We start from the raw sequence: 18,505 nt of genomic DNA on the forward strand, positions 1-18,505 counted from the left end.
GGTTGGTGGCTGTGACTAGCGAGAAGACGTTGACGATCACCACACGGCACGGCCCCGAGACTTTCCTTGGCGACCAGTTCGAGCTCGTCGAGGATGCACTTGGGTTCCAAGCAGTGATCGATACGAAGCGGGATGACATCGTGTGGCAGGAATCTGCCGATGCCCGGATCATTTCAGTGACAGGCAGCGATCAGTCGACGATGTAGCGGAGCTGGCCCGTCACTACGAGGCCCTCCGTGTACTGGTTGACGATGCGCGGGTACCCGGTGTCCGGCTGGGCCGGAGACGACGCCGCCGACCGCCACGCCCTCATGCGAACATCCACCGACGACAACGCAGCGAAGATCAGTCCCGACGTCGCCCCCGACGAACACAGGACCTGCGCTCGCCAGTCCATGAGCCCGGTCGCCGGGGTCGCCAGATGTGCCGGGCACCAGCGGTCCGTCGTGCCCGTCCCGACTGGGACGGGCAGCGCGACGCTGATGTTTCCCCACCGAAAGTCCGAACCAGAGGTGCCTTTGCGGATCTCGAACTCGCCGTACAGCATGTTCCGGATGATCTTGTAGCGGCCGACCATGATGCCGCCCGTCCCGAGAACGATGTTGCCGCCGCCCGCCGACGTGAGCTGCGGAGTCCACGTCGACCACGGCTGCAGATTCGACTCGATGACCGACCACGAACCGTCGGCCAATCTGCAGTACCGCCACGCGTTCGTGTCCGTGACGAGTTCGGTGCCGACCGGTGCGTCGACCAGCTGAATCCACTGCGCCTGCAGCGCGTGCAGCGGGCCGCCCTTCCCGCCGTACGGGGCGATCGGGAACACCGCCGACCCTGTGAGTTGACCGGTGTTCGGTGCTACGCGCACTACGGCGAGCGGAGCCTCGTAGACGGTGCCCGGTGTGCGGGTCGGCGTCGGCGGGTTCACCGCGCCCGGCGTGCCCTGCTTGATGTCGAGCACCGCTGTCGACGCACCGAGACCCGCCCACACCAGCCGCAGGACCACCAGGTCGAGGCGGACCTGGCTGCCGGTGTTCGCGGCGAGCTGCAGCTGCCGGGCAGCGGTCTCGACGGTCGACACGCCGCAGACGAGTGCACTGCCGGCGGCGACCTGGACGGTCCGCTGCAGGCCGGTGACCGCAGTGACCTTGAAATCGTCCGGGGTGCGGACCATGAACGGGACACCCGCGCGCGCCCACCGCCCTGCACCGGTCGACTCGGTGACAGTGCCCTGGGTACCGAAATAGGTGATCGCCATGTCAGACCACCGAGTACAGCAGCGACAGGACGATGACCTTCGGGTTGGAGCGAGCGCTTCCGATGAGCGGGATGCCCTTGCCGGTGCCGTTCGTGGAGTCGGTGGCGCGCATCGGCTTCATGCGGCAGTCCGCGCCCGACGTCGGGCTGTACATGAGTGCGGTCGTCTCGCCGCCCTTCACCAGCGCTTGAATCGGCCAGTCCATCAGCGACTCGTCGGTGGTGTACAGGTGGCCTTCGAGCCACCGGTCGGCGAAGTTCGTGTCCGGGCCATAGCCGGGTGGCATGTCGATCGTCAGGTCACCGGCACCGAAGTTCCACCCCGCCGACCCGGTGCGAACCTCGATCTCACCGATCAGGAACTGGTCGACGACCTTGAACCGGCCACGCCTCACACCACCGGTGCCGAGGCTCGCCGTTCCAGCCTGGACGTTGCCGTCGCCCTTGTACCGGATGATCGGGTCGAAGTACTTCCACGGACTGTTGACGTCGGTGACGAGCGTCCACGACCCATCCGAATTGCGGCGGTACGTGCGCGTGGTGCCCTCGATTGCCATCTCCGCCCCGACCGCGCCGTCGGCGATCGCACAGTACGACTCCTGACTGATGCGCATTCGGCCGCCGAGGCCACCGTAGGTCGCGACGTTGAAGATGTTCGGGCTGGTGATCGTCGACACCGACGTGCCGACCGACACGACAGCCAGCGGCATCTCGTACGTCGCCCCTGCCGAGCGAGTGAGCGTCGGGAGGGTGCTTGACCCGGATGTTCCCTGCTTGACCACGATTGACACTGTCGACGACGCACCCGCCCACACCACGCGCAGCACGACGACGTCGAGTCGCGTGCCACCGCTGTTGGCGGCGAACGTCAGTGACATCGCCGCATCAGACTTCACGGTCACGCCGCACACCTGCGCGGTACCGGCGGCGACAGACACAGTGCGGGTGCCTGCGGCGGTGGTGACTCGGAGGTCGTTCGGGCTGTCGACGAGTGCGGGCGGCGCGATCCGGAGGAACCGTCCGGCCTCCTGCGACTCGCTGACCGGGCCTTGGAACCCGGCAGTGGACATCACCATCAGCGTCTCCTTCGTTCTGCGGCGACATTCGCCGCGAGCCTTCGCACCGCCTGGACCACGACGGCCTCGGGTGGTGGGGTGGGCGCGCCGATCTTCGGCGTGTACCCGACTTCCCCGTTGTCGCTGGCAGCGAGCTTGATCTGGCTGATCGGTGACCGCCAGTCGATCCCAGCGACCTGCCCGCCTGCGAGGTCGCCGAGTTGGTAGTCGTCCCACGCTGACCACGGCATCGCGTCCTCGACGGTGAAGTTCGCTGTGATGCCTCCGCGGACTTCGGCGAGCTTCGCCGCGCCTTTCGCGGCGATGTCTGCGGTGCCGGCGTCGACGTAGATCTCGGGGAGCCCGTACTTGCCGAGGCTCGCCGCGAGGTCATCGTTGCGCAGCTGCGTGTACTGCTTGTTCACGCCGTCGCCGGTGCCGCCGATCGTCGCCGTGTGCGCGGTCGGCGCAGTGAACGTCAGGTTGCCTTTGACGAGTTCGGCTTCGTCCCACAGCAGCCACGGCTGGACGCGCATCGGGACCGCATCGACAATGACCGTGCCTGGCGCGACGCCGGAGTCGGCGAGCGCCGGCGGCGGCTCGTCACCCGGGCCGAGCGTCGTCACCGTCAAACCGAGGTTCGCGGCGGCGAGGGCGTCCTCAATGAGTTCAGCGACGGTGTCCATGCGGGCCTTGATCGTGACGACCGGCGAAGGGTCCGGGTCCGGTGCCGGAGCGATGACGATGGGGACGCCGGCGCGGACGACGATGTCGGCGAGGATCGCCTTGATGACGGTCTCGGCTGGGCCGGTGCGGGTGTCGAACTCGGCATAGCCCTGCTGGTTGAGTGTGCCGAGCGGGTTCTGCCGCGCCAACAGCGCCTTGAGCCAGATCCAGTCGTCGACGAGCGTCAGCTCCATCTGCCACGACCCGCGGTTCCGGTCCAACTGCAGGTCGAGTTCGGTCACTCGGCCAGTCCACGGGCGCCGGTGATCGACGCGCGCGAGAACGACCTCGTCGGTCAGGGCTGCGATCGCCCCGAACAGCGGATGCAGCTCTGGGACGATCACACTGCCGGTACCGACCTGGTTCCACGTCCACACCACGTCGAGCTCGGTGTACGGCAGTTCCCCGATGAGCCGGTTGTCACGGTCGGCCAGCGACAGGATCGGCAGCATCAGTACGCCCCCAAGAACATCGGCTCGAGGGTGACTCGCACGTTCGATCCCGGACCAGCCGAAGCCATCTCGACCACGAGCGGCACCTGGTCACCAGCAGGGACAGGCTCGAAGCGACGGTTGTCGAGCTTGTGCCACGCCCGCGCCCCCGACTCGTCGAGCACGTCGCGGCGGATCGGGTTCGTGATGATCGTCAGCCGCTCGCCGTCGCCGAGGAACGGAACTGCCGTTGTCGCACCAGGCGTACCGATCGTCGCCTGCACCGGGCCTGTGATCTCCCACGTGAGCCACGAGTCGACATCGCCAGGGTTGGCGATCTCCACGCCCGACGACGAGTTGTTGCCGGCCGAGATCATCAGCGGTGGCCCCGACCCACCGTAGTAATCGGTCGTTGCGACCTCCTGGTACGGGAAGTCGATCGGGATCGGCTGCCCCTTCCAGAACGGTTCATCGTCGACAAGCTCGATGTCGTACTCTGCGAGTCCGCGAATGTCGGGCATCTTCTTGAGCTTGTGGCCGATCGACTCCAGACGCAGGTCCAGCCAACGCGACTGCCCATCAGCAGTGCAGGTGAGCCTGCCCGCCGCTGTCGGCGACACACTGGCCCGGACGCGACGATCCAACGTCCGCCATGCAGCACCGCTACGGTACTGGCCGCCCAAAGCGGCGACCTCCGCAGATGCGCGGGTATCGCACACCTGCAGAGTCGCCTCCACCGTCGCGGGCTTCCACCGGGTGCCGTTGTAGCGGCGCCCTGCCGGAGTCGGCGTCGTCAGCTGCTCGAAGTCCGGGAACAGGATCCCGTCGATGCCTTCGCCGAGGATGACGCCGGCAGTGCCGTCGAGCCAGTCCCACGTCGACCCGTCGGGGCCGGTCCAGTCGAGCCGGACACCACTGTCAGACAAGAGCCACCTCCTGGCGGATAGCGCGACGAACGGACCTGCGGGCCGTCGCCTGCTGGGCATCTGGATCGATGAGCCACTGGTTCTGCACGTGCTGGCCGACGTACGTCGACCCGGCACGCTCGTCCTCGATCCACCGCTGCGCGATGCCGACGAACGCTTCTGACTCCGACGGCGTCAGGACTGCTTCCGGCTTGCGGAAACCGTTGTAGTGCGCGCTCATGCCAGGCTCCATCCAGCCGCCCTGGTCGTAGCCGAGCTTGGCGACCAAGCCACGGGCTTGCGGCATCGCGTTGCCGTAACGATCCGGATATGCGGACCTTTGCACTGCCTGCGCTGCTGCGCCGGGATCCATCGACCGCCAGTCGATCTGCGACAACGCGTCGAAGAACAGTCCGGCAGATGCGCGCGGGTTCATGCGCTGCTGGAGCGTCCCCCACCCGGCCTGACGCTGCTGGAAGAGACCAACCGAATCGTGGTCTGAACCAACCGCATCGTGCGGGTACTTGAGGCTCTCCGGCACCGCGTGGTTGGCGTACATCTTCAACCCGGTCTCGACGATCGACGTCGCGACACCGATTGCGGCGCCCATCGGCCCCATGTTCCGCAGCTTCGCCGCGGCGATGATCTCCTTGGCGTAGAACTCGCTGCCCGATCCGAGCGGCCCCATGCCGCCCGACGCCAGGAGCTCCTCGACCTTCTTGTCGATCGTCTTCTGCGCCGCGCCTCGCATCGTGTCCCACGTCTTCGGCGGCAGGGTGCCGATCGTGCCCGCACCCTTGAACGCCGCCAAGGACGCGTTCACGCGACTGATGTGCGGCTTCATCGCGTCGGCGACCATCGCACCCGGGTCGATGTACTTGCCGTTGCCCGGAACAAACGACCCGTCGACGATCGCCATGTGGAACCGTCGATTGAACTGCGGATCGTCGGCACCGGTCGCCGGGCCACCGTAGGTCGCGCCGCCACCGGTACCGCCACCGGACTCGACGTTGACGTTCGGCAGACCCGGAACACCACCGAGCGTGCCTGCGGTGTGCGGATCGGAAATGCCGACCGAGAAGCCAGCGCCAAGACCGGGCACCCATGCGCCCTGCTGATCGCCGGGGAACGACATCGTCGCCCACTTGCGCATCATTCCGGAGCCGCCGAGGATGACGTCGGCGATCGACGACATGTAGCCCGAGCAGTCCGTGCCGTGGTGAGTGGCGAAGCTACCGCCCCACTCGTACGGGGTGCCGGACCACTTGCGGGCGAAGTCGTGGCCACGCTTGAGCGCATTCCACGCCGGGGTGCCCATCGCGACGCCGCCCTTGGCGTAGTACGACAGCAGGCCCTCGGGGCCGCCGGGAGTCTTCTTCCCCGACAGCGACTGACGTCGTGCAGATTCGAGCATCCCTGCGCCGCGGGACCAGTTGCCGCCGCCGATGTCCTCGACCATTTTCACCGGTGCGACGAACTCCTTGTTCGACAGCATCGCGGGGATCTTGTCCGACGTCGGACCACCCGGGCCGCGGACGGCGCCACCGGTCGCGAACCGAAGCGGGTACGTCGCCATCGTCTTCGTGCCGATCAGCTCACTGACCGAGTTCCACATGCCGACCAGGCCGTCGTTGAAGACCTGCGTGATCGTGAACCGGACCGGCGCGGCTGTGCCCTCGCGGACCTGCGACCACTGCGTCGCAATGGTGTTCGCCGCCGGACCGAACGAGTTCGCGGTGTTCCACAGAGCGTTGCGTGTCTCGGTGAACGCAGTGTTCATCGGACCTGCCTGGACAGCCCGGATGTTGGCTCCGGCCGCCGACCACTGCGGGTTGATTACGCCATTTACCGACGACACGAACGCCGACCCAGTCTGCGCCAGCGACGCGTTGACCGCGGCGAGCGACGGCGTGATCGTCCCCATCTGTACTGCCGAGATCGTCGACCCGAGAGCCGTCATCGCCGGACCAGCGATCGTGCCGAGTTGCGTCGTCGCTGTCAGAGCAAGCGAGGTCAGCTGGGACTCGACACCGAGAAGCGCCGGGCCGATCAGCGCGGTCGCCGACACGACGGTCTCGCCGAGTGCCCCGACAGCTGCGCCAGCCACTCCGGCACCTGCCCCCGTCACACCACCACCGGCGGCCGGAGCCGCGGCACCAGGACCACCGGTCGCCGTAGCCTGCTGCCCGGTGTTCCCGGCGATCGTCGACAGCAGTGCGACCATCTGCGCGAACGGATCACCCGACGGCGCAGCCGGTGCCGACGTCGGCGTACCGACGGCACCGCCAGTGGCGAACGCTGCGGCGACCTGCGGCTTGAACAGACCGGCGTTGACCTGCGGCTTGAACAGACCGGCGTTGACCTGGTTCATGAAGTCCACGCCGTACTTGCGGACGGCCGCGGTCTTCATCACGAACTCGCCGTTGGACAGCTTCGCGTCGATCTTGTCGTCCGTCGGGCCACCGGCACCCCGAACCGGGCCACCCGACGCCAGGTACGGGATGTCGGGTGTGTCCAGCGACTGCCCGCCGATCTTGAAATCGTTGTCGCCTGGCAGCGGGTTCGGGATGGTGATTTCGGGGAGCTTGAAGCTCAGGTCGTTCCACTTTCGGACGACCCAGTTCACAGCGGACTTGAAACCGTCCTTGATGCCGTCCCACAGTCCGGACGCCGCGTCGCGGACCTTCTGAGGCAGGCCACGGACGAAATCGACGACGGCAGTGAACTTTTCGACGATCCAGTCTTTCGCGTCCCGCGCAGCGTCCTTGATCATCGCTATCGCGAGCTGCATCCGCTCGCCCATTTTCGAGAAGTGGTCGGAGAGCTTCCCCGTCCACTCCGACAGCTTCTCGAGTGCCGGCATCACCAGCGGCATGATCACGTTGCTGATCCACCACGTCATCAGGCGAATCAGCTCGGTGATGATCGGCAGCATGATCTGCGTGTTCATCATGAACATCGGCAGCAGATCGACCGCGATTTTCAGCAGCGGCGGCAGGATCGGAAGCAACGCGTCTACCAGCTGCATGAACGCATCGACCATGGGCGTGATCAGCGGTGTCATCATCTGTATCGCCTGGACAAGGGCGTCGCCGAGGATCTGACCGACCTCGGCCAGGATCGGCGTCAGGGCCTCGATCACTGGGCGCAGTGCCTCGGCGAGTTGCGCGATCAGCGGGGCCGTCGCGTCGACGACGGCCTGGACGATCCCGATCAGTGGCGTCAGGATCGCCGACGCCAACTCGAACAGCGGCGGAAGGAGCGGCGCGACAGCCGCAAGCAGGGACGCCGCGAGTTCGGCCAACTTCGCGAACACGGGACCGGCGATCGGGAGGATCTGCGCGATCACCCGTCCGATGGTCTGAACACCCTGCGACAGCGGCGGGAGGATCGGGATCAGCGCCGTCGCCAACGCCGAGATCACCTGCCCGAGCACAGGGAGAATCGGCGTAAGCGCCTGCGCGAAAGCAGCACCCAGCTGACCCAGCTGCGGCGCGATCATCACAAGGGTGTTGCCCAGAGTCGACAGCAGCGGAGTCAGCGCAGGCATCACGGCGTTCGCGAGCGTCGTCAGGGTCCGGACGACGTCGCCGAGCAGCGGCCCGATCCCGGACTCGAGGAGCACGCCGAACGACTGGAACAGTTGCGTCATCGCGCCGCTGTTGGACAGTTCGGTGAACGCCTGCCCGATCTCGCCGAAGATCGCGCCGAAGCCCTCGCCGAGCTGCTTCGCGACCGGCGCCGCAGCAGCACCGAGATCGAGGACGCCCTGCGTCATGTCGAGAATCCCCGACTTCGCGCCAGCGATGACGCCAGCTGTCGCGGAGAATGCGAGGCCGACCTTGTCGACATTCGCAGGCTGCTGCAGCAGCCCAGCCATGCCGTGCGCGACACCGTTCATCTCGGTCGCGATCCCCGTCAGACCAGTCTTGAGGACAGGGAGATAGGTGGTCGCCAGGCCCTGGATCGACTCGGCAGCACCCTCGAACAGGGCGTCCTGCGTGGCGTGCTTGACCTCGTTCCACGCGTCACTCATGCCGTGGACCGTCTCCACGAACGCACGCGCATTCGGCGACAACTTCGCCAGCGCCTCCGCGACCGGGTCCTTCCCACCAGCCGCCGACGCCGTCGACTTCATTGCATCCGCGAGAGCACGCTGAGCCTCGACGACCTGGTAGTCGGCATCGGCGATGGCCTGCTTGGCCTTGACGACCTGGTCCGACCCTTCAACGCCCTTCTTGTTCGCCTCAGCCGTGTCGGCCGCCAGCCGCTTACCGCGCTTGGCAGCTTCCTCCTGACGCAGGACCGCCTGGTCGAGCGACAGTTGGGCCTTCTCGCGGTCACGCTTGGTGGCCTTCGAGTCGTTCTTGGTCTTGGCGAGTTCGTCGCGGGCGTCGGCGACAGCGATCGCCGCCTCACGCTCGTCGAGCGCGGACTGACGCAACGACATGTTCATGTCGTCGATCTCGCGGCGCGCATCCTTTCGGGCGCGAGTCAGATCCTCCTGGGCCTGCTTCGACCCACGCAGCGCCGTCTGCACACTGTGCTCGGCCGACGCGATGGCCGACGAGTTGTCGACCGCAGCCGCACCCGCGCCACCAGCGTCCTTGCCGAACGCCTTGAACGCCTCGCCGATCCCACGAAGTCCGACCGTGATCGCGCCAATCGCAGGTAGACCCGCAGCGGCCAGACCGGCCAGACCGATCGCGAGACCACCGACCGCGCCACCAGCCAAACCTGCTGCGCCACCGATCCCAGCGACCGCCGCCGTGACGAGCCCAACCTTGCCTGCAGCGGAACCGATCCGGCCAAAAGACGACGTCGCCCGGTTTGCCGAGTTCGACGCGTTGTTCGACGCGTTGTTCAGCTGGTTGAGATGACCGATGAGCTGCTGGAGCGTCGAGTTATCTGTGCGGATCCGGACGACAAGCGGATTGCCGTTGAGCCACGCCTGCATCTGGGCATGCACCGCGTGAAGCGATGCACTCGACCCGTCTACCTGCAGGCTCGTGTGGATCGTCCCCGACGGCAGTGCAGCCAACGCCGCATGGACGGCGGCTGTGTCCACATCGAGGGACGTCGGGATCGTGACCCGCAGATGCTCGACCTGCGCCCGGAAGTGAGCCGCATCGACCTGCAGCTTCGTCGGAACAGTGACGTTGAGGTTCTTGACCTGCTCACGGAACTGGGCCGCCGACACCGACAGCTTCACCGGAACCGTCACCTTGACGGCCTCTACCCGCGACTTGAACGCCGCAACGTCCGGGACGAGATCAACCGAAGCCGTCAGCTTCATCTTCCGCAGGTCCGTCGACGCCTTCTTGTGGAAGCCCGCGAGGGACGGGACCAGCTGAATCTTTGCGCTGGCTGCGGTAAAGGTCGCCACTGATCCCCCTGCTGTTCGGTTATTCGCCCATCATCTGAGCGATGATGTCGTCGGCTTCTTCCTGCTCGAGGACGCGTTTGCGTGCGTCGAGCGCGGCCTGTCGTGCCGTCTTCGGACGTGGCGCCGGTTTCACCGACGGCCGTTTGTTCTTCTTCGCGTGAGGCAACAGCGTCGCGACAATAACCTCGCCGAGACGATCGGTGATGTCCGCGGCGAGATCACGCCACGGATCCCAATCCGCCAGAGCTGGTTTCGGTGCCGATCCGGCCGCCGCGTCGAAGTCCTTGAGCGTGAACTTCTCCGCCCACTCCGCTGCGAGTTCCTCGTCGGAGTCGAGAGCCTTCTTGAACTTCGAGTGCCACGGCAACTGCCACGCGAGGCGGTGAAGTTTGGCCCACGGGTGGACTCCTCGAAAGAAGTCGAGGAGGTCCAGCCCGTTGAGCTCGTGGTGGAGGTCGTACTCGAGTTCGTCACCGAACTCGTCGACGAGCTCGACTGTCTCGATCAGTCGTCGGATGGCACGGCCGAGAGCTTCCGCGCTTTTCCCTTGTCACCGTTGAAGTGATCGAAGATGTCCTGCAGGAGCGACGACAGCACAGACGCCGGCACATCCTCGTAGGCGTCGAGAATCTTCTCGGCCTTCTTCGCGCCGAACAGGATCTCCAGCTGTTCGTCTTCGTCGTCGGTGCGCTTGAGCCGACGCGCCTGTCCGCCGCTGATCTGCTCCACGCGGACGGTCGTGCCATCCGGGAGGTCGAATTCGACGGGCTCACGCTCCGCCTCTCGTACGCGTGCGTCCCAGCCTGCGAGCTTCTTGGCCATGATGGTGTCTCCGATCGGTTGTTACTTGGTGGTGGGCTTGGTGTCCGGCTTCGCAGCCGCGGCGGGAGCCGTCGGCTCGGATGCCGGTGTGGGTGCCTGCTTCGGCACGTCCTTGGGTGCGACGAAGCCGCGCGAGAGCGCGGTGTGCAGCGCGGTCGGCGTCTCGCAGACCCACTGCTCCTTGGTCTTCGGGTGGGTGAGGGTGACGGGAAGGTCAGCCATGATGTCCTCCAGGGGACGGTGTCTCCGATTTCGGGTGGAATGTGGCCCGCGCGGCGCTCGGAGACGGTGACGCCGCGCGGACCACGATCAAAGGGGCGACCTACGGGGTCGCCGGGCCGAAGCCGTGGCCGGCGGTACCGCGGGCCTTGAAGCCCGGTCCGCCGATGAAGAACGCCTCGCTGTAGCCGACGGCCGGGTCAGGCTGGCCGGTCATCGTCATCGGGAACGCGAACTCGTCCTCAGCCGAGAACGACGAGGAGTCGACCTCGGTGATCTGCGCCTTCGGATAGAACCGACCGAAATACGTGGCCTGCGGACCGCTGCGGTCGCGAGCGATGATGAACGCGCGGAAGTCGATCAGACCCGGGGTGATCGGACGCGTGAACGTCACCTCACCGGTGTCCGCGTCGATGACGACACCCGACAGGTCCAGTCCGAAGTACTTCTCGAGCGAAGACCGCTTGAACTCCTGCAGGGCGTAGTTGATCGTGACGTCTTCCTTCTGGACGTCGCGTCGCGTCGGCGACGCGTAGCCCAGCGATTCAGTCTCGGAGATGTCGCGGTCGGCGCCGAACTCGAAGCCGCCGTCCTTCTTGATCAGGCCCGCAGGGATGTAGCCAGTCGGCAGCGTCGACAGGATCGGCGGACCGCCTGCTACACCTGCCTCGGTCATCTTCTCCGGGATCTCCGCGTCGGCTGGTCCGAAGAACAGGACCGCGCGGGTGAACTTCATGATGTTGCCGGCGTTGTCCTTCGCCAGCTGATCGAGATCGGCCATGACGGCCCTCCTCAAGGGTTGAGTGAACGCACCCACGCCGGACAGCGGGGTGCGAGGTGATAGGGAGTTGCGCGCCTGGCGCTTAGATCGGCGGCCGCATGTCGATGCGGACCGTCTGGACGACACGACGGTCGTCCGGGTTCTCTGTCGGGATCTGCTGCCCGGCCACCAGGACACGGGCGTGATCGACCCAGACTCCGGCGACGTCGCCACCAGATGCGAGAGCGTTGATGCGGTCACGGACCTTCGACGCGAGCTCCCACGCCTGGGGTCGGTCGACGTGCCAGACGTCGACCTGCACCTCCGCGCGGTCAGTCACGCCATCGTCGGTGCCACCGATGCGGGTGACGAGTAGGACCGGCAAACGCTGCTCGAAGTCCTTCGGAATCCACTTGCACGCGTACCCGAGATCCGTCAGGAGGTTCTCGGCGACCTGCTCGGCATCCGGGAACCCGACAGCCGCCGTCATGAGCTCAGCTCACGTGCGACGTCGCGGAGAACGTGACGTGCCTTGGATGCTCGGTTACCGAACTCGACAGCGGCGGCGTGCGGCGCGTCAGCCTCAGCCTCTCCGATCCACCGGCCATCGCGACCGCGAACGGTACGGGCCGTCACCGACCCGACGAGTTCACCAGTCTGACGAGGGAGGCGCGCAGCGATCATGATCGCCGCGGTATCCGCCGACTGCTGGGCGAAGTAGCGGAGACCGTTCGACGCCAGCAGCCGAGCCATTCCGGAACGGTCACTGGTGTAGCGGCCACCTGGGGCCGTCCAGTTTCCTACCATCAGTCGACCTCCTCGATCGAGAGTGTCGAGCCAGGACGCCACCCGGTGAATGGGGATTCGACAGGCAGCACCCGGCCGACCGCGTTCCACTTCCCCGGGATTCCTCGAATGATGATCGTGTCGTCCGCACCGATGTCGGGCGTGTGATCGAAGATCAACGTCGCCGTCGTCACGCTGCGGGGTCCACGGTCCGAGGTCTCTGTCGACGATCCCCACTGGACGCCGACATGCTCGATACTGGCCGCCAGGGCCAGGGAGCGGTCGCCGTCCCGGTTGCGGGCACCTCGCCAGACCTCGACGGTCGAGCCGTGCCGGAACTTCATCAGGCTCCCAGCATCGTCATCGAGATCGCACCGCGGTTGAGCCCGAGGGCATCTTCGATCTTCTGCGTGTCGGCAGAGGAGATGTACAGGGCGCCGTCGGGGTTGGCGACCTGTCGGGTCGTCGAGTGCGAGAACCCGAGTGCGGTCTCCGACGCTGTCGTCGATGCCACGCCGGCCTCGTCGTCGTCGACCGACATCGCCCGACGGACCATCGCGCACACGACCATGCGTGCCGCGCCCGCACCGGCGGCGGCGAGCGCCGGGTAGCGGTTCGCGAGCATCTCCGACGCGTCACCGAGCAGCACTGCTGCCCGGCTGAGCTCGGTCGTGTCCATCGGGCGCCACCGATCGACGAGGTCGGTGGTTGTGGCGAAGTCAGCCATTGGCCTTCGCCCGCGTGCGCCGCGGCTTCGGCTCCGGCTCCGGCTCAGGTTCCGGCTCGGGCTCAGGCTCAGGTTCCGGCTCAGGCTCCGGATCCACGAGAGACTCGACGACACGATCACCCACTGCGACTGCCTGCGCAGCGTCAAACGACGCGACGTACTCGTCATGGACATCGATCTCATCTCCACTCTCGGCCGTACGTGGATGCCCCTCGACATCCACGTACGACGCGAGCGTGACGACTACGCGGCGCTTCATCAGCCCGCCAGACCGGTGACCTTGACGACCGAGAACGGGTTCGTCACGACGTACACCGGGCGGACGCTGGACTGGACCCAGGTGCGCTCGGTCTCCTGCTCACGCCAGGTCTCCGTCGACAGCGGCTTCTCCAGACGCTGCTCACCGACCTGACGCTCCGCGACGACCCACGCAGTACCCGCGGGCACCTGGTTCGACGCCACCATGTCGACGTTCCAGTTAGCGAGAACGTCCTTCCACTGGTTGCCGTACACCGTCTGGAACGCCGACTTCTGGTTCGGGTTCACGATCCACAGCGAGAACTGCACGCCCAGCTCAGCCTTGTCGGCGATCAGCTGAGCCGCCGCGAGATCGGCCGCCGGCCAGCCCTGCGCCGACGTCTGACCGGCACCCGAGGTGACGACCGCACCCCAGTTGTGACCGGTCATGGTCTGCGCGGCAGCACCCAAGGCAGTCATCTCCGCGTCGAGGACGCCGAGCGCTCGAGCGTGAATCTTGCGCTGGATGGTGTTCGCCAGGCGCTGGGTGCCGACCTGGATCTGGTTGTTGTCGTTGCGGTCGCGTGCCTCGTCGGTGACGAAGAACTTGCCGCCGAACTTCTCGACCTGCGCGACGCGCGGCTCCTGCCGCTCGAAGTCGACGATCGGGAACTCCGCGCCGGGAGCGACCTGCTGAACGTCGCGGTCACCCTTGACGAACAGGTCGTTCTTGGTCAGCTGGTCGTAGACGACCGCGCCGCCGGAGGTGCCCCCGCCGTTGGCGAAGATCCGGTCGGCGAAGTAGCCCTTGAGCGTCAAGTCCGACAGGTACCGCGTGATGCGGGTCGGCTCCTTGAGCATCAGGTCGACAGTGATGTCGTTGCCAGTCAGCGTGGGAGCCGCGAGCGGGTACTGGATTGCGTTGCTCATGTCTGTCCTCCTTCTCAGTACAGTTCGATGAACACGTCGGCGTCAGCGGTGCCAGCGTCGAGTGCACGGCCGACGGCCGTACCGGAGGCGAGCTTGGCGGCCTTGCCGCCAGCGCCGACCTCGACCTCGTCGCCAGCAGCGAGCGTGCTGCCTGCGGTGACGGGCAGGATCGTCTTGGCGCCACGGATCACCGCGACGGTTCCGTCCTTCGGTGCGTCGAATGCTGCGACGCCGAATGCGAGTGCCCCGGCTGCCGCAGGTGCGACCTTGACGAGCTGGCCCGCCATCGCGCCGGACACGTTGACGAACGTCTTGCCCTTGACCGCAGCGGTCGGCGTCGCGGAGACGTCGGCACCCGGGCGGTACAGGGGAATGGCCTCATTTGCCATGAGGAGATCTCCTTACTGGTTGGGCAGGTGGTTGGGTCGCCACGCTGCCGGGTAGGAGTCGTCCGCGGGTGCGGGCGACTCAGGTGAAGCTCCGGGCTTCAACGACTCCACCGGCCGATCGGTCGGGGGCCGCGCAGAAGCCGAGCGTGCGGCAAGCCGCTTCGCCCGGGCTTCCAGTTCCTCTCGGGTGCCGGACCCGAGGAAGTCGTAATCGTCAGGCGCAATGCCGTACTCAGCAGCGACCGCCGCGAGCTCGTTCTGCGCGCGCAGGTCGGCGAGTTCACGCTCGAGTGCCTCGGCACGTTCGGTCTGTCGCTGCAGGTCGGTCTTGTCGGCCTCCTGCGCCTGCCGCTGCGCTTCGGCGAGCGGCTTCGCGTCCTGGTACTTGGTGCGCCAGTTCGCGGACTCCTTGCGGAGCTTCGCGACCTCGGCGCGCAGGACCTCCGGCGACGCATCGTCGAGCGATCGCGACGTCTCCGGTTCGGCCACCGCGGACGCTCCCGACGTCTCCGTGGTGTGCGGCGCCTGGTCTGCGGGCGGCTCAGCCCCCTCCGGCGACGGTGTCGCGGCAGGGTCGGTGATCGGTGCACTCATGGGTTGCCCTCCTGGGGTGTGATTCGTGTGCAGCACGAGATCCCCGAACCTCGTCGAGGCCGGGGCGGGAATGTGGTGGGTATGAAAAAGCCCCGCAACCAGGGGCTACGGGGCTATCAAGGTGGAAGTTGTTACGCTACGCGGTCGATCACCGCGGCAAAACCGCTCGATCGAAGACTGGCGATGAGCGATGGATCTAGTTCAGCGCGTCGCGCTGCGACGAACCGCGCGACTGCAGATTCTTGCTGTGTCCAATCCGAGTCGAGTACCCCAAGGTGCCGGAGAAGCCCGCGTGACGTCGCTGGCATGTACGAACCTGGTGCCACCAGGACAAGATCGTCCGTGAATCGGCTCATTAGACGCTCCTCCACAGGTCGACGACTATCACCGGCAACGTACTTGATCGATCAACTCCGACTATACGCATCGAGATCCCCGGCGGGAACAAGACTTCGCGCTGGTAGGCCAGCTTCGGATCACCGATCGGGGCGAGGTAAGCCGCTGGTGTCCCCTTCCTCGCGCGTACCCGAATCATCGCGTTTCCTCCGCGTAGTGACGGCTGTGAGAACTCCCTCTCTGCAACCTCTCGGGCGGACGTCGCTGCGGTGAACTGGTTTGGGGTGAACTCTCGTCCGATGAGGCTTTCCAGATCCGACGACTGCATGCCGAACGTCGCTTCACACGAACGGATCCCACGCCACAGCTCGCGATCCTGCGCGAGTTCGTGGGAGTAGACGAGATCTTCCATCTCATCTCGCACGGAGCGAGCTTCCGCATCGTCTGCGGTCGGCTGTTGGACTCGTTGATAGAAGCGGTCAGTCCCTTGCCAGCGTGTGACCGCTTCGATCTCATCAGCGGTTCGTTCTTGGGCCCATCCTGCGAATTCCTGTTCGATGCCTTCGGCGTCGTCGGGATCATCGGCGAACGTAACCGCAGTATCTGCTCCGTTGTCGGGTGGGTCGCCTCCGGACGAAGTCGGATCAATCGCGCCGATGTACTGATCGACGTCACCGTCATCGCGGATCTGGCGGAATCGTTTCTCGAAGTCCTTGCGACCGTCCGATTCGATCCACAGCTGTTCGAGGTTTTCCCACGCGTCCTTGCCGACCCAATCGTCGTCGATATCGAAGACGGGGACGATCAGGCAGTCGCAGCCATCGTGGTACTTGTCCTCTTCCTGGTTCTTTCCTCGGCGCTGCGCCGTCTCCTCGGTCTTGTAGATCGGACCACGCGAAGCGAGCATCGCGCAGAACCCGCACGACTCAGCACCAGTCAAGACTCGCGCCCATCCGATCGGGTCGCCGGACCGCTCCTCCTCAGCCTCGACAGCGGCCTTGACCGTGTCGCGGGCTGCCTGCTCGATGTGCCGGATGATCGCCCGGTCCACCCGCTGGTTGACCTTTTCCACCACCGCCGGGTCACGTCGATTCGACTCGTCGATCTCCACTCGAGCGTGCTCGAGCTCGACACCGAGATCGTCGAGACCCTCGATGACAACGCCGCGGGTCGGCGCAACCTCCAGGCCCTCGACCCTCGCCGTCTGCGTCGGCGTGGCGGGGACTACGTCGAGGCCATCGATCCGGATCTTCGGAGACGTCGCCCGCTCGAGAACGGACTCGATCGCGCCAGGCGGGTAGAACGGTGCCCGGCGCGGCCGCGAGGGCTGACGGCCAGCGCGGACGGCCTCGTCGTTGTAGAACGCCGTCGCCAGCTGTGCTGACTCGTCCCGCGCTCGGCGGACCGGGAACAGGATCTTCTGCGCCGCATCCTCACGCTGCTCGGGCGTCACCGGGACACCGTCGAACAGGAGGATCGACCGCATCTGCTGGCGAACGCGCCGCCAGATCAGATCACGACGGCGCCGATACTCGGTCGGCTTCACGACGTCGGCGGCAACTCAAGACCCGGGCCGCCGTTGAGCATCCCGCGCGCACGATCAGCCTTCTGCCGTGTCCACCCGGGGATGTCCTCCCACAGGGCCTCCGTCGGCACGCCGAGCATCGTCGCGAGCTTCCCCAGCCCGTCGACGGTCTGCGCGAAGCTCCGCGCCGACTGGTCGCGCCAGAGGACCTCGGACGCGAAGTCCTGCGCCGACACCATGTCGCCGGCAATGAACGCGCACGTTCGCAGCACCTGTTCCCAGGATTCGCCGAACGACGTCTCGATCTCGCTGGACTTGCGTTCCTTGCCCGTCTCCAACGCGGCGAGTGTCGCCTCGGAGATGTTGCTGATGCCGTCCAACCCGAGAGCGTGGGCAGGGATCTGTGCGGTCGCCGCGAGGTCGCGGATCGCACCCGCCTTCGACTCATGGAACGGCTTGATGTCCGTCGCGTCGAACTGCCCGACCTTGACGTCCTGGTCCTTGAAGAACCACGTCTCACCGACAGCCTGCCGGAACGCCTCACGCTCATCGGCCGGCATCCACCCCATCACGTACCGCTGCTTGAACGCCTCCCAGTACTGAGCAGTGTTCCCCTCGTACACGGTCTGGTCGATGTTCGACTGGATACCGAGAATCGGCTCGATGATCCCGAACTGCTCCTCACCATCGAGGAGCATCCGGTCACGGAACCGCACGACCGGACACACACCCACACCGTGAGCGCGGCCCTCGATGTAGTCGAAGTTGTCGGCCGACTGCAGCGCCGGGTCCTTCCAACCCATGCCGGACACGTTCGGGGCGCGCTTCGCACCGATGAAGTGCACCTGCTCCTCGTCATAGACGCGGATCTGGTTGCCCTTCACCTCCAACGCCATGATCGGCCAATCCGAATCGACCGGGCCACCGCCAGGCGTCCACTCCATCGGCTCGCCGTACAGCGTCGTCATCTCCCGCGGCGACGTACCGCGCATGAACGCGCCCTCGGCCTTCGGCGCGCCAGCGGGCGCCATCGACGGCAGCACCACCACATAGCTCGTGCCGTAGTGCAGCGCCGCACGGTGCACGCCTGTTTGCCGGGCGTCGAAGCCGTTCTTCTGCCACCACACCCACGCCGGTGACGCGTCCTTCGTCGCGGACGCCAGGTAGTTGTCGACCTTCATGCCCTGCGAGAACACGTCCAGGACCAGCGGCAGGAAGTTGCGCTGCGACCGCGCCGCGATCGCCTTAACGGTCTCCGCCGACGTCGTCTTCGTCGACGCAAACACCTTCGACGCCGCGTTCTCGGTGGTCCACGGCTTCATCGCGTCCGCCAGCGGGTCGAGCCGCTTACGTTCCTCCTCGCGGACCTGCAGAAGGTTGCGAGCTGCGTCGATCGCCTGCAGCTTGTTCACACAGACCTCCT

20 protein-coding genes are annotated in these 18,505 nt (G+C 66.2%); 1 reads left to right on the plus strand and 19 read right to left on the minus strand.

Annotation, left to right across the window (positions count from 1 at the left end; translation table 11 throughout):
* Positions 1-11: 11 nt before the first annotated feature.
* Complete coding sequence (locus tag JVX90_RS13680; RefSeq protein WP_205329288.1) at positions 12-206, plus strand: hypothetical protein; 195 nt, start codon at positions 12-14, stop codon at positions 204-206.
* Here JVX90_RS13680 and JVX90_RS13685 read toward each other — a convergent pair.
* The 19 genes from JVX90_RS13685 to JVX90_RS13775 form a co-directional block, all read right to left on the minus strand.
* Positions 191-1,255 (minus strand): hypothetical protein, encoded by a 1,065-nt coding sequence (locus JVX90_RS13685; RefSeq protein WP_205329289.1) that lies wholly within the window; start codon positions 1,253-1,255, stop codon positions 191-193. The two genes, JVX90_RS13680 and JVX90_RS13685, sit on opposite strands and share 16 nt — an antisense overlap.
* A 1-nt stretch (position 1,256) precedes the next feature.
* Positions 1,257-2,330, minus strand: a complete 1,074-nt coding sequence (locus tag JVX90_RS13690) for a hypothetical protein (protein WP_205329290.1) — start codon at positions 2,328-2,330, stop codon at positions 1,257-1,259.
* On the minus strand, positions 2,330-3,487 hold the full coding sequence (locus JVX90_RS13695; protein ID WP_205329291.1) for a hypothetical protein: 1,158 nt from the start codon (positions 3,485-3,487) through the stop codon (positions 2,330-2,332). The genes JVX90_RS13690 and JVX90_RS13695 overlap by 1 nt, the downstream gene beginning before the upstream one ends.
* Positions 3,487-4,392 carry a hypothetical protein gene (locus JVX90_RS13700; protein WP_205329292.1) on the minus strand — a complete coding sequence of 302 codons (906 nt, stop codon included), beginning with the start codon at positions 4,390-4,392 and terminating at the stop codon, positions 3,487-3,489. The genes JVX90_RS13695 and JVX90_RS13700 overlap by 1 nt, the downstream gene beginning before the upstream one ends.
* The gene (locus tag JVX90_RS13705; protein WP_205329293.1) at positions 4,385-9,757 is read right to left on the minus strand and encodes a hypothetical protein; all 5,373 of its coding nucleotides are present in this window, start codon (positions 9,755-9,757) and stop codon (positions 4,385-4,387) included. The genes JVX90_RS13700 and JVX90_RS13705 overlap by 8 nt, the downstream gene beginning before the upstream one ends.
* 19 nt (positions 9,758-9,776) lie before the next feature.
* The gene (locus JVX90_RS13710; RefSeq protein WP_205329294.1) at positions 9,777-10,124 is read right to left on the minus strand and encodes a hypothetical protein; all 348 of its coding nucleotides are present in this window, start codon (positions 10,122-10,124) and stop codon (positions 9,777-9,779) included.
* Positions 10,125-10,261: 137 nt separating this feature from the next.
* Positions 10,262-10,579 (minus strand): hypothetical protein, encoded by a 318-nt coding sequence (locus tag JVX90_RS13715; RefSeq protein ID WP_008380816.1) that lies wholly within the window; start codon positions 10,577-10,579, stop codon positions 10,262-10,264.
* 21 nt (positions 10,580-10,600) lie between these two features.
* Positions 10,601-10,801 carry a hypothetical protein gene (locus JVX90_RS13720; protein WP_205329295.1) on the minus strand — a complete coding sequence of 67 codons (201 nt, stop codon included), beginning with the start codon at positions 10,799-10,801 and terminating at the stop codon, positions 10,601-10,603.
* Between the two features lie 100 nt (positions 10,802-10,901).
* Positions 10,902-11,579, minus strand: a complete 678-nt coding sequence (locus JVX90_RS13725; RefSeq protein WP_205329296.1) for a hypothetical protein — start codon at positions 11,577-11,579, stop codon at positions 10,902-10,904.
* An 82-nt stretch (positions 11,580-11,661) separates the two neighbouring features.
* Positions 11,662-12,048, minus strand: coding sequence for a DUF3168 domain-containing protein (locus JVX90_RS13730; RefSeq protein WP_205329297.1), 387 nt, complete (start codon positions 12,046-12,048; stop codon positions 11,662-11,664).
* On the minus strand, positions 12,045-12,365 hold the full coding sequence (locus tag JVX90_RS13735; protein WP_205329298.1) for a hypothetical protein: 321 nt from the start codon (positions 12,363-12,365) through the stop codon (positions 12,045-12,047). The genes JVX90_RS13730 and JVX90_RS13735 overlap by 4 nt, the downstream gene beginning before the upstream one ends.
* Complete coding sequence (locus JVX90_RS13740; protein ID WP_205329299.1) at positions 12,365-12,688, minus strand: hypothetical protein; 324 nt, start codon at positions 12,686-12,688, stop codon at positions 12,365-12,367. The genes JVX90_RS13735 and JVX90_RS13740 overlap by 1 nt, the downstream gene beginning before the upstream one ends.
* On the minus strand, positions 12,688-13,071 hold the full coding sequence (locus JVX90_RS13745) for a Gp19/Gp15/Gp42 family protein (RefSeq protein WP_205329300.1): 384 nt from the start codon (positions 13,069-13,071) through the stop codon (positions 12,688-12,690). Before JVX90_RS13745 ends, JVX90_RS13740 begins: the two co-directional genes overlap by 1 nt.
* A complete protein-coding gene (locus tag JVX90_RS13750) occupies positions 13,064-13,330 on the minus strand; it encodes a hypothetical protein (protein WP_205329301.1) in 267 nt (88 codons plus the stop codon). The genes JVX90_RS13745 and JVX90_RS13750 overlap by 8 nt, the downstream gene beginning before the upstream one ends.
* Complete coding sequence (locus tag JVX90_RS13755; RefSeq protein WP_205329302.1) at positions 13,330-14,238, minus strand: major capsid protein; 909 nt, start codon at positions 14,236-14,238, stop codon at positions 13,330-13,332. The genes JVX90_RS13750 and JVX90_RS13755 overlap by 1 nt, the downstream gene beginning before the upstream one ends.
* Positions 14,239-14,252: 14 nt before the next feature.
* On the minus strand, positions 14,253-14,627 hold the full coding sequence (locus JVX90_RS13760) for a capsid cement protein (RefSeq protein WP_205329303.1): 375 nt from the start codon (positions 14,625-14,627) through the stop codon (positions 14,253-14,255).
* A gap of 12 nt (positions 14,628-14,639) precedes the next feature.
* On the minus strand, positions 14,640-15,221 hold the full coding sequence (locus JVX90_RS13765) for a hypothetical protein (protein ID WP_205329304.1): 582 nt from the start codon (positions 15,219-15,221) through the stop codon (positions 14,640-14,642).
* Between the two features lie 355 nt (positions 15,222-15,576).
* Positions 15,577-17,103 (minus strand): hypothetical protein, encoded by a 1,527-nt coding sequence (locus tag JVX90_RS13770; RefSeq protein ID WP_205329305.1) that lies wholly within the window; start codon positions 17,101-17,103, stop codon positions 15,577-15,579.
* Positions 17,100-18,494: a phage portal protein gene (locus JVX90_RS13775; protein ID WP_205329306.1), complete on the minus strand. Its 1,395-nt coding sequence runs from the start codon at positions 18,492-18,494 to the stop codon at positions 17,100-17,102. The genes JVX90_RS13770 and JVX90_RS13775 overlap by 4 nt, the downstream gene beginning before the upstream one ends.
* Positions 18,495-18,505: the final 11 nt, after the last annotated feature.

Source organism: Gordonia sp. PDNC005 (assembly GCF_016919385.1).
In the GTDB taxonomy this organism is placed as follows: domain Bacteria; phylum Actinomycetota; class Actinomycetes; order Mycobacteriales; family Mycobacteriaceae; genus Gordonia.